This is a genomic window from Clostridium oryzae (assembly GCF_002029235.1).
Classification (GTDB): Bacteria; Bacillota; Clostridia; order Clostridiales; family Clostridiaceae; genus Clostridium_AE; species Clostridium_AE oryzae.
In genome coordinates this window covers 59,503-73,737 of record NZ_MZGV01000002.1, presented here as the reverse complement: position 1 = coordinate 73,737, position 14,235 = coordinate 59,503, and the positions used below count along the sequence as shown (strand labels likewise).

The following is a 14,235-nucleotide window of genomic DNA, read 5'->3' as shown; positions in this document are numbered from 1 at the left end:
CCATACGTAAACTAAAAAAATATAAGCCGACCATCTTTAAGGCAGATGGTTCGGTATATGATAAGGACGCTGCAGACATTGCGGTGTCTTTTATTAATTGCTTAAAACATACGAAGGGAGAATGGTATGGGCAACCATTTGAACTTATAGACTGGCAGGAACAGATTATCCGCGATGTGTTTGGGATTATAAAGCCTAATGGTTACCGTCAATTTAATACGGCATATATCGAAATCGCTAAAAAGCAAGGGAAATCTGAACTTGCAGCAGCGGTTGCGTTACTGCTTACCTGTGGTGATTTTGAGCATGGCGGTGAAGTATACGGATGTGCATCTGACAGACAGCAAGCTTCCATTGTTTTTGATGTAGCAGTGGATATGGTAGAACAATGTCCAGCTCTGAAAGCGAGGATTAAACCGGTACTATCGCAAAAACGACTTGTTTATAAACCCCTTGGTAGCTTTTATCAGGTTTTGTCTGCAGAAGCTTATACTAAGCATGGCCTAAATGTTCATGGCGTAGTTTTCGATGAACTTCATGCTCAGCCTAACCGCCAACTATTCGATGTCATGACTCATGGTTCCGGTGATGCCAGAAAACAACCACTGTATTTCTTAATCACAACTGCTGGGAATGATACCCATTCCATTTGCTACGAGGTGCATCAAAAGGCCAAAGATATCCTGGAAGGGCGAAAGGTTGACCCTACATTCTATCCTGTCATTTACGGTGCTGACGAAGATGATGACTGGACAGATCCAAAGGTATGGGCGAAAGCCAACCCCTCTCTGGGTATTACAGTGGACATTGAAAAGATACAGATTGCTTGTGAAAGCGCAAAGCAAAACCCAGCCGAAGAGAACCTATTCAGGCAGCTTCGTTTGAATCAATGGGTAAAACAGTCGGTGCGCTGGATGCCTATGGAGAAGTGGGATAAATGTTCATTTGCTGTAAATCCAGAAAACCTTGTAGGAAGAGAATGCTTCGGTGGTTTGGACTTATCATCTACTACAGATATTACAGCGTTCGTACTTATCTTCCCGCCTGAGTATGAAGGAGATAAATACATCGTTCTTCCCTACTTCTGGATACCGGAAGATAATCTGGACCAAAGGGTAAAGCGTGATCATGTTCCTTATGATGTTTGGGAGAAGCAGGGGTTCTTACACACCACTGAAGGAAACGTGGTGCATTATGGATACATCGAAAACTTTATCGAAGAGCTGGGCTTAAAGTACAACATTCGAGAAATTGCCTTTGACCGGTGGGGAGCTGTGCAGATGACACAAAACTTAGAGAACCTTGGGTTTACAGTAGTTCCTTTCGGTCAAGGTTTTAAAGATATGAGTCCGCCAACGAAGGAGCTTATGAAGCTTACCTTGGAAGAGAAACTGGCGCATGGTGGTCATCCGGTGCTCCGATGGATGATGGATAACATCTTTATCCGAACAGATCCTGCCGGTAATATTAAACCAGATAAAGAAAAGTCAACTGAGAGAATAGATGGAGCTGTCGCTACCATTATGGCTCTTGACCGAGCGATCCGCAAAGGTGGAACAGGTAACTCTGTTTATGATGGAAGAGGTTTATTGATTCTTTAATCTGCAAATTTATTATTATAACGTTTTTACTTGTAAAACAAAACAATCTCCGATATTATAGATTTATGAACAGAAGTCTGAACACAAGTCAGTAAAAGGAGGTTGAAAATGAGTTACAGGGTACAATTTACGATAAGTGATACTGAAAAAGAACAATTAATTGCTGAGGCAGCATCTGAAGGTTATCCCAATATCGCTGAGTTATGTAAAGTTAGAGCATTGCGGGGAAAAAGTACTTACGCAGATCTTTATAAAAGAATGGTAAAGAAAATAGATTCTTTACCTTCTGGACAGAAGTTCTTTCTAAGAGATTTAATAGATACTCCTCCAACACTACTTGGAAGATGGTTATATGACAATGTTGCAAATGGAACCATTAAAGGTGTTAAGCATCTCGGAAACAATGGATCAGATGCAGAAGAATATCTAAAGTTATAATAATGATTTTAGGAAAGGCATCTCAAACGCGAGGTGCTTTTTTCATGCCCAATTTTAAGGAGAGTGATGTATATGGGCCTCTTTTCAAAGCTATTTAAGGCGCGTGATAAACCGAAGGATCGAACCACAGGAAGCAATTATAGCTTCTTTTTTGGTGGAACAACCAGCGGTAAGCCTGTAAACGAACATACAGCAATGCAAATGACAGCGGTCTATTCATGCGTAAGAATACTTGCAGAGGCTGTGGCAGGGTTACCCCTCCACCTATATAAATACAATGCAAGCGGCGGTAAGGAAAAGGCTCTTTCTCATCCGCTGTATTTTGTATTACATGATGAACCTAACCCAGAGATGAGTTCCTTCGTTTTTCGGGAGACGTTGATGACTCATCTTTTATTATGGGGCAATGCCTATGCACAGATTATTCGAAATGGAAAAGGTGAAGTCATAGCACTGTATCCGTTAATGCCAAATCGAATGTCGGTGGACCGCGATTCCAGTGGTGCTCTTTATTATACCTATACCAGATATTCCGATGAAGCACCTACGATGAATGGAATGACGGTCACACTAAGGCCAAGCGATGTGCTTCATATTCCTGGCTTAGGATTTGATGGACTAGTAGGGTATTCTCCGATTGCAATGGCCAAGAATGCCATTGGTATGGCCATAGCCTGTGAGGAATATGGAGCTAAGTTTTTTGCAAATGGAGCAGCTCCGGGAGGTGTACTTGAGCATCCTGGAACGATTAAAGACCCACAAAAAGTGCGAGATAGCTGGAATGCGGCCTATCAAGGAAGCAGCAACTCCCATCGTGTGGCAGTGCTTGAGGAAGGGATGAAGTATCAGCCTATTGGTATCTCACCAGAACAAGCTCAGTTTTTAGAGACAAGAAAGTTTCAGATTAATGAAATCGCTCGGATTTTCCGCGTACCTCCACATATGGTTGGGGACTTGGAAAAATCGAGCTTTTCTAATATTGAGCAACAGTCACTGGAGTTTGTGAAATACACTTTGGACCCTTGGGTGATACGTTGGGAGCAGGCCATCAGCCGAGCACTTTTAAGACCAGATGAAAAGAAGCTCTATTTTGCCAAGTTTAATGTGGATGGACTGCTTCGAGGTGATTATGTCTCTCGGATGAACGGTTATGCAACCGCGAGACAAAATGGTTGGATGAGTGCCAATGATATCCGAGAGCTAGAAAACCTTGACCGAATCCCACCTGAGCTTGGCGGGGACTTATATCTGATCAATGGCAATATGACCAAGCTTGCGGATGCGGGCATATTCGCAAATAGAGAAGGATTGGAGGGAAAAAATGAATGAAGAAATTTTGGAATTGGGTGCGTGATGAAGATATACAGACACGGACCCTCTATCTAAACGGTGCAATTGCTGAGGAGAGTTGGTTTGATGATGATATTACCCCTGCTGCTTTTAAAGCAGAGCTAATGAGTGGCGAGGGTGACATAGTAGTTTGGATTAATTCACCTGGTGGTGATTGTATCGCGGCATCACAGATTTACAACATGCTGATGGATTATAAAGGCAATGTCACCATAAAGATTGATGGCATTGCAGCATCAGCCGCCTCAGTCATTGCCATGGCAGGTACGGAAGTTTTAATGTCTCCAACATCACTGATGATGATCCATAATCCTTTCACCATAGCCATTGGCGATAGCGAGGAGATGCAAAAGGCAATGCAGATGCTGGATGAAGTTAAGGAAAGTATCATCAACGCTTATGAACTTAAAACCGATTTGTCTAGAACAAGGTTATCTCAACTGATGGATGCTGAAACTTGGCTAAATGCCAATAAGGCAGTCGAGCTTGGCTTTGCAGATGACATTATGTTCAAACCAGGAGAGAGTGCACTACAAGATAGCTTTGTCTTCAGCAGAAGAGCAGTGACTAATTCACTAATGAATAAGCTTCAAAAACCAGTTGTAAAACAGTCAGCCGAGTCGCTTTATGAGCGGCTTAATTTATTGAAATATTAGGAGGAAATGAAAATGAGTAAAATTCTTGAACTGCGTGAAAAGCGCGCAAAAGCATGGGAAGCAGCAAAGGCATTTCTTGATTCAAAGCGTGGTAGTGATGGACTTGTGTCCGCAGAGGATGCCGCAACCTACGACAAAATGGAAGCAGACATTATTAATCTGGGTAAGGAAATTGCAAGACTGGAGCGCCAAGAAGCTCTTGAAGCAGAGCTTAATAAGCCTGTAAACACACCTCTTACCGAAAAACCAGCTATTCCGGGGATGGATACAAAGACCGGAAAAGCCAGTGATGAGTACAGAAAGGCATTCTGGAACGTAATGCGTAGCAAAACTCCTCGTCATGATGTGCTAAATGCTTTGTCTGTAGGCACTGATTCAGAGGGAGGATATCTTGTTCCTGATGAATTTGAGCGTACTTTAGTTCAAACCCTTGAGGAAGAGAATGTATTCCGTAAACTGGCAAAAATTATTCAGACTTCAAGCGGTGACCGCAAAATCCCTGTTGTTGTGACTAAGGGTACAGCGGCTTGGCTTGATGAAGGTGAGGAGTTTGATGAGAGCGATTCTGTATTTGGCCAGACATCTATCGGTGCCTATAAGCTGGGTACAATGATTAAAGTTTCTGATGAACTTCTCAATGACAGTGTATTTGATCTGGAGAATTATATCTCCACTGAATTTGCCCGTAGAATCGGTGCTAAGGAAGAAGAAGCTTTTTTAGTTGGAGATGCAGATGGGAAACCTACAGGAATTTTCAACGCTACTGGTGGTGCACAGCTTGGAGTGACAGCCGGGTCTGCAACTGCCATTACGGCAGATGAGATTATCGATCTTGTTTATTCCCTAAAGGCTCCTTACAGAAAGAACGCAGTATTCTTGATGAATGATGCAACAGTAAAAGCAATCCGTAAACTGAAAGACGGTCAAGGTCAATATCTGTGGCAGCCTTCTTTAACAGCAGGTACTCCAGATACGTTGCTGAATCGTCCGGTTTACACTTCTGCTTATGCTCCTATTATTGAAGCCGGAGCAAAGACGATTGCCTTCGGTGATTTCGGATACTATTGGATTGCTGACAGACAGGGGCGTTCTTTCAAACGTTTAAACGAGCTTTTTGCAACTACTGGGCAGGTTGGTTTCCTTGCAAGCCAGCGTGTAGATGGAAAGCTCATTCTACCTGAAGCCATCAAAGTTCTTCAGCAGAAGGCTTAATGGGAGGTGCAAATTATGAGCTATAACGCAAAGAACTACACCGAACAAGGTGGAGAAAAAACCGTTATTGGTGGAGAGCTTGTCATTGAAGAGGGAGCCAAAGTAACTGGGCTCCCTGTTCTTGAAAATCAACCGGCAAGCACTGCGGAAACTGTAGAAGCTCTAGTGACGGACTTTAATGCCTTGCTCAGTAAGCTGAAAACTGCAGGAATCATGAATGGAGATACACCTTAGAAAGGATAGTGATGGTGATGACACTTTTAGAAAAAGTTAAAGCAAATCTAATTCTTGAGCACGATCGCGATGATGAACTTCTTCAAATGTACATCACCACCGCTATCGCATATGCCGAGAGTTACCAGCATGTACCGGAAGGTCATTATAATGAGAACACAATGCCGCCAACTACCGAGCAGGCCGTCATTATGCTGTCATCTCACTTCTATGAAAGTAGGGATGGTAGCACTGGCGGCTTTTTTGCTGATAACGTGCAGGCAGGCCAGCAGGTTTGGAACACTGTAAATTTACTGCTCAGGCTTGACCGGGATTGGAAGGTGTAGAGTATGAGTTTTGGAAAAATGAATACCTTTATCGATCTCATTTCTGTTGAAAGAACGAAAGACAGTGAAGGCTTCGGTAAATCTAAGGACACCATCCTTGCTTCTGTTCGTGCTTATAAAGAAGAACGTCATGGTAATGAAAAATGGGCCAATCGAGCAGTATTTTCTGAAGCGACTGCTCTGTTTTGCTTTCGTAAGATACCTGATGTTGAGGTGTCTACCAATACGGTGATTGTGTGTAGTGATGGCCGCTATGAGATTACAAATGTTGAAGATGTAAAAGGTCGGGGCATGTATATTGAAGCCTTGGCAAAAAAGGTGGTGGGGTCAAGTGGCTAAGGTACAAGTAAAAATGCCTGAGGATTTTCTTTTAAAGCTTTCAAAGCTTGGCGATAAGACGGATGAAATCATCCCAAAGGTACTTGAGTCAGGCGGAGAAATCGTTTTGGAAAAGGTTAGATCTAATTTGCAAGCTGTAGTTGGTAGCGGAACAAAAGAAAAAAGTCGGTCTACAGGTGAGCTTATTAGTTCGTTGGGTCTCTCTCCTGCTAAAGTGGACCGAAATGGCAATTTCAACGTGAAGATAGGTTTTAAGGAGCCACGAAGAAATGGCGAAAGTAACGCTAAGATTGCCAATATTATCGAATATGGAAAATCAGGTCAGCCACCAAAACCATTTTTAAAGCCTGCAAGAAGGGCTTCAAGAAAAGCATGTATTGACGCTATGAAGAAGAGGTTTGAGCAGGAGGTCGAAAACTTATGAGTATATTAAATGAGCTTAATCTCATAGCAGATTTGTGCGGTATCCCAGTAGAAACAGGAAGATTTTCTGGTGTTCCTCCTGATACTTATCTTGTGATTACACCTCTTATTGATTTGTTTGAGGTTCATGCGGATAACACACCGGGATATGAAGTACAGGAAGCCAGACTTTCCTTATTTGTTAAAGGTAGTTATACAGCTATAAAAAATGCAATTGTCCGCACTCTTCTAGGTGCGGATTTTACGATAACGGATCGTCGATACATCGGACATGAGGATGATACCGATTATCATCATTATGCCATAGATGTGGCTAAACCATATGAATTTCAATTGGAAAAGGAGGAATAAAACATGGCTACAATCGGTCTTGATAGACTTTATTATGCAAAAATCACCGAAGATGACAACGGTGATGAAACCTATGATACACCGATGCCGCTGGCAAAAGCAATCAGTGCAGAACTTTCCGTTGAGCTTGCTGAGGCCACTCTTTATGCCGATGATGGTGCCGCTGAAATTGTCAAAGAATTTAAAAGTGGTACCCTAACTCTCGGTATTGATGATATAGGGGTAGCAGCTGCAGGAGATTTAACAGGAGCAACCATTGATGACAACCATGTACTCATTTCAACCAGTGAGGATGGAGGGGCTCCTGTTGCAATTGGCTTTAGAGCACAAAAAGCAAACGGTAAATACCGATACTTTTGGCTGTATCGTGTGAAGTTTGGAATTCCTGCAACAAACTTGGCGACCAAAGGTGATAGTATTACTTTCTCAACTCCGACCATTGAAGGAACAGTACTTCGTAGAAATAAGCTGGATGGTCAGGGTAAGCATCCATGGAAAGCAGAAGTAAACGAGGGTGATGAGGGCGTAACCCAGGCAATTATTAATGGTTGGTATAGCGAAGTGTATGAGCCTACATTTGCTGCTTCTGGCGGAAGTGGAGAATAAGGGGGATTGAAATGGATAACGAAAGAAGTGCAAAGATCAATATTGGCGGGCAGGAGTATGAGCTTATTCTTACCACTAAAGCCACAAAAGAAATTGCTGGGAGATATGGTGGCCTTGAAAATTTGGGTGAAAAATTAATGAAGTCTGAGAACTTCGAAATGGCACTGGATGAAATAGTCTGGTTGATAACTTTAATGGCCAATCAGGGCCTACTCATTCACAACCTTCGAAATCCAGATAACAAAAAGCTGCTGCTTACTCAAGAAGAAGTTGAACTTCTAACCTCTCCTTTGGAACTAGCTACTTATAAAAACGCTTTGACAGAAGCAATGTTTAAGGGAACCAAGAGAAATGTAGAATCTGAAGATGGCTCAAAAAACGTGCAAACCGGGTAAACGAGAATGAACTCTTTACCCGGCTTTTATATTACGGGACTGTTCATTTAAATCGTACCGAAGAGGAAACATGGCTTACACCTATTGGCTTGCTTATGGATTTATGGGAGTGCCATAAGCAGTTTCTTGGAATGTCCAAACCAAAACGGAAGATTTACATCGATGACATTATTCCTTATGGTATTTGATCTTTCAAAGAAAGGAGGCGATAATCTTGGCAGATAATTTTGGTTTAAAAATCGGAGTGGAAGGCGAAAAGGAATTCAAAAATGCACTTCGTGACATTAACCAAGCATTTAAAGTATTAGGTAGTGAGATGGCTCTAGTCAGTTCCCAGTTTGATAAAAACGATAAATCCATCCAAGCCTTAACTGCGCGAAATGAAGTATTAGAAAAATCCATTGATGCACAAAAAGAAAAAATAGAGACACTACGAGCTGCCCTAGATAACGCCTCTACTTCTTTTGGAGAAAACGATCGTAGAACTCAAAACTGGCAGATTCAACTAAATAAATCTTTGGCTGAACTTAATGGCATGGAGCGTGAACTTGAAAATAACCATAAAGTGCTACGAGACCATGCCGACGCCACAGATGACAGTGCTGATAACATGGAAGATGCCGCTGATGCAGCCAACGAACTTGCAGATAATGTTGATGATGTTGGCGATGAAATGGATGATGCTAGCAAGAAAACCTCTGTTTTTGGAGATGTACTTAAAGCAAATTTGTTATCAGAAGCCATAATTGGTGGGGTAAAAGCTTTAGGCTCAGCCATTGCGGGAATTGGAAAAGCCTTTATAGGCGCTATGAAAGATGGCGTTGAGTACAACGCTCAAATGGAAAACTACACAGCTTCCTTTACCACCATGCTTGGTGATGAGGCTAAAGCTCAAAAGCTGGTTAATGATCTGAAAAAAGAAGCAGCAGCTACACCATTTGGAATGCAGGATCTTGCCCAATCAGCTCAAACCCTTATGAGCTTTGGTATGTCTGCAGAAGAAGCTCAAAAACGCATGAAGCAGCTGGGTGATATATCTCAGGGAGATGCCGAGAAGTTCAAAAGCCTGACACTGGCATTTGCACAAATGTCCTCTACTGGTAAGTTAACCGGACAGGACTTGATGCAAATGATTAATGCAGGATTTAACCCACTAGAGGAAATCTCGCGTAAGACAGGAAAATCCATTGGTGAACTTAAGGATGAAATGTCCAAAGGGGCAATATCTGCAGATATGGTCGCAGAAGCGTTTGCATCAGCTACATCGGAAGGTGGCCGTTTCTATGGGTCAATGGAAGCTCAGTCAAAAACCTTTTCTGGGCAGATGGCAACTCTCGAAGATGGTGTTGCTTCATTGAAGGGCCAACTTGCTGAAGGCTTAACAACTATGCTTTCCGGTACCGTTCTTCCCATGGTTAATGGTTGGGTCGATGAATTGTCTGGAGCATTTCAAAAAGACGGTGTTCAAGGCTTAATTGATGCTTTTGGAGAAATCTTAGAGGAAGCAGTTCAGTTTATATCTGAGCAGTTGCCAGTTGTAGTAGATATTGCTTCGCAGATTATTATTTCTCTGGTTCAAGGGCTTACCTCTGCATTACCACAAATAACAGAAGCTGCAGTCATGCTACTGATGACATTAGTCAATGGAATCATTGAAACACTTCCAGCGCTAATTACAGCAGGTATTCAAATGATTGGAACCATAATAAGTGGAATTGCAGAAGCTCTGCCACAGTTAATTCCTGCTGCAGTTTCAGCGGTGGTACAAATCGTACAAGGGCTTTTGTATAACCTTCCTATGGTTTTAGAAGCAGCTCTGCAACTTGTACTTGGATTAACTCAAGGTATTTTAGATGCCCTTCCAGTGCTGATTGCGGCTTTGCCAGCCATTATTACTGGAATAGTAGATTTTGTTATAGGCGCAATACCTCAAATAATCGAGGCTGGTATTCAACTTCTGACATCTTTAATTGGTGCTTTGCCAGAAATCATTACCGCCATTGTAGAAGCAATTCCTCAGATTGTTGACGGGTTAATCACAGCGATTTTGGGCTCAATCCCACAGCTCATTGATGCTGGGGTTCAACTGCTAGTGGCACTGATTCAAAATCTACCACTAATTATTACAACAGTTATTACTGCTATACCAAAGATTGTATCCTCTCTTGTGAATGCTATTATTGGCAGCATACCACAGATCATTCAAGCAGGAATCATGCTGTTGGTTTCGCTGATTAAGAACCTTCCAACAATTATAGTAGAGGTTGTTAAAGCAGTGCCACAAATTATTACAGCACTGGTTAAAGGTTTTACAGGATCTATTTGGCAAATTGCCCAGGTTGGGACCAATTTAATCAAAGGTTTGTGGCAGGGTATTTCAGATGCCGGAGCCTGGCTTTGGGATAAAATCTCAGGCTTTTTTGGTGGTGTTGTAGATAAAATAAAAAATTTCTTTGGAATTCGATCGCCATCTACATTGTTTGCTGGAATTGGCGAAAACATGGGAGAGGGTATTGGTGTCGGTTTTGAAAAAGCCATGAATAGTGTTAGCCAGGATATGAAAAACGCTATCCCTACTGATTTTGACATTAACCCTAATCTGAATATGAATGGAGCCGGTATTAGTAGCGGATATGGAACATTTGGAGGGTCATTAATTACGATACAACAGATGATTGTTCGAAGTGAAGACGATATTAGAAAGATTTCACAGGAGTTATACAATTTGATGCAGACAGGATCTCGAGCTCAGGGAAGATTTATAACTGCGTAAAGGAGGGCGATGTATGGGCTTTATTTATAACGGTATTAACTCAAAGAATATGAAAATAAAAGCAAGGCTCACAAGTTGGCAAGCATCGCCCGCTTTAAGAAACACGTATGAGGTTGTTTCGGGAAAGGCAGGGGTTGCTGATTTTGGTTGTGATATCTCAGAGCGGATCATTACGATTAGCTGCAGCATATATCCTCAAAAGAGCTTTGAGGATTTAGTAGGCGTGTTAGATGATCTTGCAGAGTGGCTCAACCCTATGAACGGTCTTAAACAGCTTGTATTAGAGGATATTCCGAATCGATACTTTTATGCTCGCCTCACTGAACAAGTGGACTGCGAGAGATTACTTAGAACTGCAGGTGCCTTTGAGTTGAAGTTTATCTGTCCTGATCCTCACGCCTATGCGTTGACAGATGAACAATTCACGATTTCAAGTGTTGGAACTCATGAGATCCAAAGAATAACCGGGAATGCAGATTCAGAACCGATATATCAACTTAAGGGCACAATAAGTGGATCTACATCCACATATATTTCCATTACCACGAATGGAGAGGAGCTTCGAGTGGTTGGAGCTTTGACGGCAGATGAAGCGCTTGTAATTGATAGCGGATTAGTGACAGCAAAAATAACCGATGCCAACGGAAATACACTTCGAAATGGGCTTCCAGTCCTGGATGAGCTAAACTTCCCTATACTTCACAAAGGTGAAAATGAAATAACAGTATCAGCGGTGGGAGCAACATTTTCGGAGCTGAAGATTCTGGCCAAAAGCAGATGGAGGTGATCTGGTGGCAATTAAATCAATCTTAACATCACAGACAGATTTTACGGGTGAGTTTCCTGTAAGCGAGAAGACAGTTGCTCTATGGCGATTTAATGAAGCTTCACCAGATAGCAACAACATGCTTACAGATGATTCCGGCCATAACAGAAACTTCTTTGTATCCGGATGGTCAGGTACATCCGCCAACTTGTTATCCGGTAGATTAGGAAGATTTTTCAGGCAGAATATCATTAATCCAACAAGTGAAAAGACTCATTTAGTGACTACCAATGACGGTAGCTTTTTTAGTGATTTAGGTGAAAAGATTGTTGTTGGCGGATGGATAAATCCAACTACTTATTCTGTAGGGCAGACGTATATCCCGATTTTTAATACTAGACAAGGACCTGGTCAGCCAATTTTTTATGTTTCTTTATTTCAGGGAAGGTTGCGATTAATGCTGTATAATGCCTCAGGCTCCTTGATATATGATCAGACCGAAACGCCTACTATTACCCTAAAGAATAACGGGTGGTACTTTATCGCTTCTATTATCGAGGTAAACAACAAAAGGGTGCAGAACTTACTTTGTGACCGAAGTGATGGCGCTGTTTGGCAATCTCCAGTTCGAACATTCACTGGAGACTTAAATCAATCTTGTATTGCGGATATTGTGATGGGGATGCATGCAAATACCTATTATTACGCTGGAGGATTTGATGACTGGTTTTATGAAAAAGATTCTTTACTTACCATGGAGGATCTTATTTCCTATTTCAAATCTTCAATTTTGGCAAACGGTGGTGACAGTGCTGCTGATGTAGATGCCCTTGCGGACCCTGGCTCTGTCATGTTGAAAGCAACAAGCGGAGTCTATGCACAAAGTGGTCAGCTTTTTACGATAGCAGCTGCCTGTAGTCTTGCAGGAACGGGCAGGGTATCAGTTACAAGTGAATACACCGCAGGTATAACAGCCATAAGCCTAGTGGAAACTTCTACATCAGACGATCTGTCTAGCTGGACTGAATGGCAGGCCGTTGGAGCAAGCGGGGAACTGCAGTCGCCTAACAGAGAATATATCCGTTATCGAATTACACTATCCACTCAAGATACTAGCAAAACTCCTAAGCTTCTCGAAATACAGCTTCATGATATACCAAAACCACCTTATGAGAGACTTGGATTTGCCAGACCAGTTGTGTTGGATACTAACGGTGCTTGGGAAGCAGTGCTAGAGAATGCCTTTGATATCATAGTGACAAGTGAGGTGAATGGCGCCGATATTTTGGAGTTTAAACTGCCATTTCATGATTCCAAGCGAGAGGCTTTAGACAATGAAAAGCAGGTACAGATTGTCAATGATGTTTATCGTATTCGAACCATAACAGATGAGAAAAGTTCAGATGGTAGAGTTGTAACTCAGGTGTATGCGGAAGCTGCCTTTTATGATCTTTCCTTTAGCGCTGAGAAAGAGCCCATGGAGTTTGTCGCAGAGACACCGGAAGTTCCAATGCGCTATGCCTTACTTGGTACTGGCTGGTCATTAGGAAATGTCACTGTCAGTACAAAACGAACATGGCAATCAACAGAGAAGAATGCTTTATCTATCCTTCGAGCCATACAGAATATTCATGGCGGTGACTTGATTTTCGATAGTGCCAATCGGCTGGTACACCTTTTGACATTTAGCGGTACGGATAGTGGGGCCTTATTCTGCTATAGAAAAAACATGAAAAGCATACAGCGCGTGGTGGATACAAGAAGTCTAATTACCAGGCTTTATGCTTATGGTAAAGGTGGCATGACGTTTGCCTCCATCAATGGTAATAAGGAGTATGTCGAGGATTATAGCTATTCATCAGAAGTTAGAGTAGGAACGCTGGATGCTTCCTCGTTTAGTAATCCCTATCAGTTGCTTGAGTTTGCCAATATGCGCCTGGCTCAGTATGCAAAGCCACGAGTCTCGTATGTTCTTTCAGCTATGGATTTATCGGTGTTGACAGGCTATGAGCATGAAGCATGGAAGCTTGGTGATATAGTAACCGTAGATGATAAAGATTTGAATTTATCTGTCAAAACTCGTGTGGTTCGCAGACAATACAATCTACAAGAGCCGTGGAAAACAGTACTGGAGCTATCAACAACTTTAAGAGAACTAGGAGATTCCTCTGCTGGATGGGATAAAGCAGCCGATATTTTATCTTCCACTGATGTTCTTGACCGTCAGGAATTAAAAGACTTGGTGCCTTTTAATCATCTACGAAATTCACGAGCTGATGATGGTCTAACCTATTGGTTAAGTTCAGGTTTTACAGTTGACCCTAATAATGGTGTATCAGGAACAGCTTCTTTTAAAGCTGAGGGCGTTTTAGGGATGACGAAAAGTCTATCCCAGACCGTTTATCCTGCCAGTAGGAAGAGTTACACTTTCTCAGCGCAGATTGCATCGGAAAATCTTCAGAAAGGGCCAAACGGGCAAGTTGGGATTGAAGTTGTCATTGAATATGAGGATGGGTCGACAGAAACCAGGTTTATTGATCTCTTTTAGGAAGGAGGCAGTGCTATGGCTTATTTTTCACAGACAGCACATGCTATTACACCGAGAGGTATTGGAAAGATAAAGTCGCTTACCATCCGTCTTTTCATTACTGATTGTTCTGGTGAGGTGTTCTTTACAGATATGCTTTTGCAAGGTGGCTCCATTGCTACGGGCTGGATTGGTCATGTGTCAGAAATTAAGTGGACGTTGGATGGGTAGGTGGTGC

The 14,235-nt window shown here is 42.2% G+C and carries 16 protein-coding genes and 1 pseudogene; all 17 read left to right on the top strand.

What is annotated here, in order from left to right; translation table 11 throughout:
• Positions 1-2 precede the first annotated feature (2 nt).
• The 17 genes and pseudogenes from CLORY_RS01795 (at position 3) to CLORY_RS01720 (ending at position 14,228) form a co-directional block, all read left to right on the top strand.
• A complete protein-coding gene (locus CLORY_RS01795) occupies positions 3-1,601 on the top strand; it encodes a terminase large subunit (protein WP_032532182.1) in 1,599 nt (532 codons plus the stop codon).
• A 108-nt stretch (positions 1,602-1,709) separates the two neighbouring features.
• Positions 1,710-2,039: a hypothetical protein gene (locus CLORY_RS01790; RefSeq protein WP_021401040.1), complete on the top strand. Its 330-nt coding sequence runs from the start codon at positions 1,710-1,712 to the stop codon at positions 2,037-2,039.
• Between the two features lie 72 nt (positions 2,040-2,111).
• Entirely contained in the window at positions 2,112-3,368 is a 1,257-nt protein-coding gene (locus tag CLORY_RS01785; protein WP_024400897.1) for a phage portal protein, read from the top strand.
• The gene (locus CLORY_RS01780) at positions 3,365-4,045 is read left to right on the top strand and encodes a head maturation protease, ClpP-related (protein WP_024400896.1); all 681 of its coding nucleotides are present in this window, start codon (positions 3,365-3,367) and stop codon (positions 4,043-4,045) included. The genes CLORY_RS01785 and CLORY_RS01780 overlap by 4 nt, the downstream gene beginning before the upstream one ends.
• 12 nt (positions 4,046-4,057) lie before the next feature.
• A complete protein-coding gene (locus CLORY_RS01775) occupies positions 4,058-5,257 on the top strand; it encodes a phage major capsid protein (protein WP_079421838.1) in 1,200 nt (399 codons plus the stop codon).
• Positions 5,258-5,272: 15 nt separating this feature from the next.
• On the top strand, positions 5,273-5,491 hold the full coding sequence (locus CLORY_RS01770) for a Head fiber protein (RefSeq protein ID WP_079421837.1): 219 nt from the start codon (positions 5,273-5,275) through the stop codon (positions 5,489-5,491).
• A gap of 17 nt (positions 5,492-5,508) precedes the next feature.
• Positions 5,509-5,817 carry a head-tail connector protein gene (locus tag CLORY_RS01765; protein ID WP_024400893.1) on the top strand — a complete coding sequence of 103 codons (309 nt, stop codon included), beginning with the start codon at positions 5,509-5,511 and terminating at the stop codon, positions 5,815-5,817.
• 3 nt (positions 5,818-5,820) lie between these two features.
• On the top strand, positions 5,821-6,156 hold the full coding sequence (locus CLORY_RS01760) for a head-tail adaptor protein (RefSeq protein WP_079421836.1): 336 nt from the start codon (positions 5,821-5,823) through the stop codon (positions 6,154-6,156).
• A complete protein-coding gene (locus CLORY_RS01755) occupies positions 6,149-6,580 on the top strand; it encodes an HK97-gp10 family putative phage morphogenesis protein (protein ID WP_079421835.1) in 432 nt (143 codons plus the stop codon). Before CLORY_RS01760 ends, CLORY_RS01755 begins: the two co-directional genes overlap by 8 nt.
• Complete coding sequence (locus CLORY_RS01750; protein WP_024400890.1) at positions 6,577-6,930, top strand: hypothetical protein; 354 nt, start codon at positions 6,577-6,579, stop codon at positions 6,928-6,930. The genes CLORY_RS01755 and CLORY_RS01750 overlap by 4 nt, the downstream gene beginning before the upstream one ends.
• Before the next feature lie 3 nt (positions 6,931-6,933).
• Complete coding sequence (locus CLORY_RS01745; protein ID WP_021401015.1) at positions 6,934-7,536, top strand: major tail protein; 603 nt, start codon at positions 6,934-6,936, stop codon at positions 7,534-7,536.
• Positions 7,537-7,547: 11 nt separating this feature from the next.
• The gene (locus tag CLORY_RS01740) at positions 7,548-7,931 is read left to right on the top strand and encodes a hypothetical protein (protein WP_079421834.1); all 384 of its coding nucleotides are present in this window, start codon (positions 7,548-7,550) and stop codon (positions 7,929-7,931) included.
• Positions 7,928-8,119, top strand: a pseudogene (locus CLORY_RS24050) (hypothetical protein); the annotation flags it as partial. The gene CLORY_RS01740 and the pseudogene CLORY_RS24050, both read left to right, overlap by 4 nt.
• A 26-nt stretch (positions 8,120-8,145) precedes the next feature.
• Positions 8,146-10,704, top strand: coding sequence for a phage tail protein (locus CLORY_RS01735; RefSeq protein ID WP_079421833.1), 2,559 nt, complete (start codon positions 8,146-8,148; stop codon positions 10,702-10,704).
• A 13-nt stretch (positions 10,705-10,717) separates the two neighbouring features.
• Positions 10,718-11,491: a distal tail protein Dit gene (locus tag CLORY_RS01730; RefSeq protein ID WP_079421832.1), complete on the top strand. Its 774-nt coding sequence runs from the start codon at positions 10,718-10,720 to the stop codon at positions 11,489-11,491.
• A gap of 4 nt (positions 11,492-11,495) precedes the next feature.
• Positions 11,496-14,018: a phage tail spike protein gene (locus tag CLORY_RS01725; protein ID WP_042679835.1), complete on the top strand. Its 2,523-nt coding sequence runs from the start codon at positions 11,496-11,498 to the stop codon at positions 14,016-14,018.
• A 15-nt stretch (positions 14,019-14,033) separates the two neighbouring features.
• Entirely contained in the window at positions 14,034-14,228 is a 195-nt protein-coding gene (locus tag CLORY_RS01720; protein ID WP_024400885.1) for a hypothetical protein, read from the top strand.
• Positions 14,229-14,235: the final 7 nt, after the last annotated feature.

What these genes read in the sequence shown, in the direction of transcription:
- CLORY_RS01765 (WP_024400893.1), top strand. Translation starts at nt 5,509, where the DNA reads ATGACACTTTTAGAAAAAGTTAAAGCAAATCTAATTCTTGAGCACGAT.
- CLORY_RS01775 (WP_079421838.1), top strand. Translation starts at nt 4,058, where the DNA reads ATGAGTAAAATTCTTGAACTGCGTGAAAAGCGCGCAAAAGCATGGGAA.
- CLORY_RS01730 (WP_079421832.1), top strand. Translation starts at nt 10,718, where the DNA reads ATGGGCTTTATTTATAACGGTATTAACTCAAAGAATATGAAAATAAAA.
- CLORY_RS01745 (WP_021401015.1), top strand. Translation starts at nt 6,934, where the DNA reads ATGGCTACAATCGGTCTTGATAGACTTTATTATGCAAAAATCACCGAA.
- CLORY_RS01720 (WP_024400885.1), top strand. Translation starts at nt 14,034, where the DNA reads ATGGCTTATTTTTCACAGACAGCACATGCTATTACACCGAGAGGTATT.
- CLORY_RS01780 (WP_024400896.1), top strand. Translation starts at nt 3,365, where the DNA reads ATGAAGAAATTTTGGAATTGGGTGCGTGATGAAGATATACAGACACGG.
- CLORY_RS01790 (WP_021401040.1), top strand. Translation starts at nt 1,710, where the DNA reads ATGAGTTACAGGGTACAATTTACGATAAGTGATACTGAAAAAGAACAA.
- CLORY_RS01770 (WP_079421837.1), top strand. Translation starts at nt 5,273, where the DNA reads ATGAGCTATAACGCAAAGAACTACACCGAACAAGGTGGAGAAAAAACC.
- CLORY_RS01740 (WP_079421834.1), top strand. Translation starts at nt 7,548, where the DNA reads ATGGATAACGAAAGAAGTGCAAAGATCAATATTGGCGGGCAGGAGTAT.
- CLORY_RS01760 (WP_079421836.1), top strand. Translation starts at nt 5,821, where the DNA reads ATGAGTTTTGGAAAAATGAATACCTTTATCGATCTCATTTCTGTTGAA.
- CLORY_RS01750 (WP_024400890.1), top strand. Translation starts at nt 6,577, where the DNA reads ATGAGTATATTAAATGAGCTTAATCTCATAGCAGATTTGTGCGGTATC.
- CLORY_RS01785 (WP_024400897.1), top strand. Translation starts at nt 2,112, where the DNA reads ATGGGCCTCTTTTCAAAGCTATTTAAGGCGCGTGATAAACCGAAGGAT.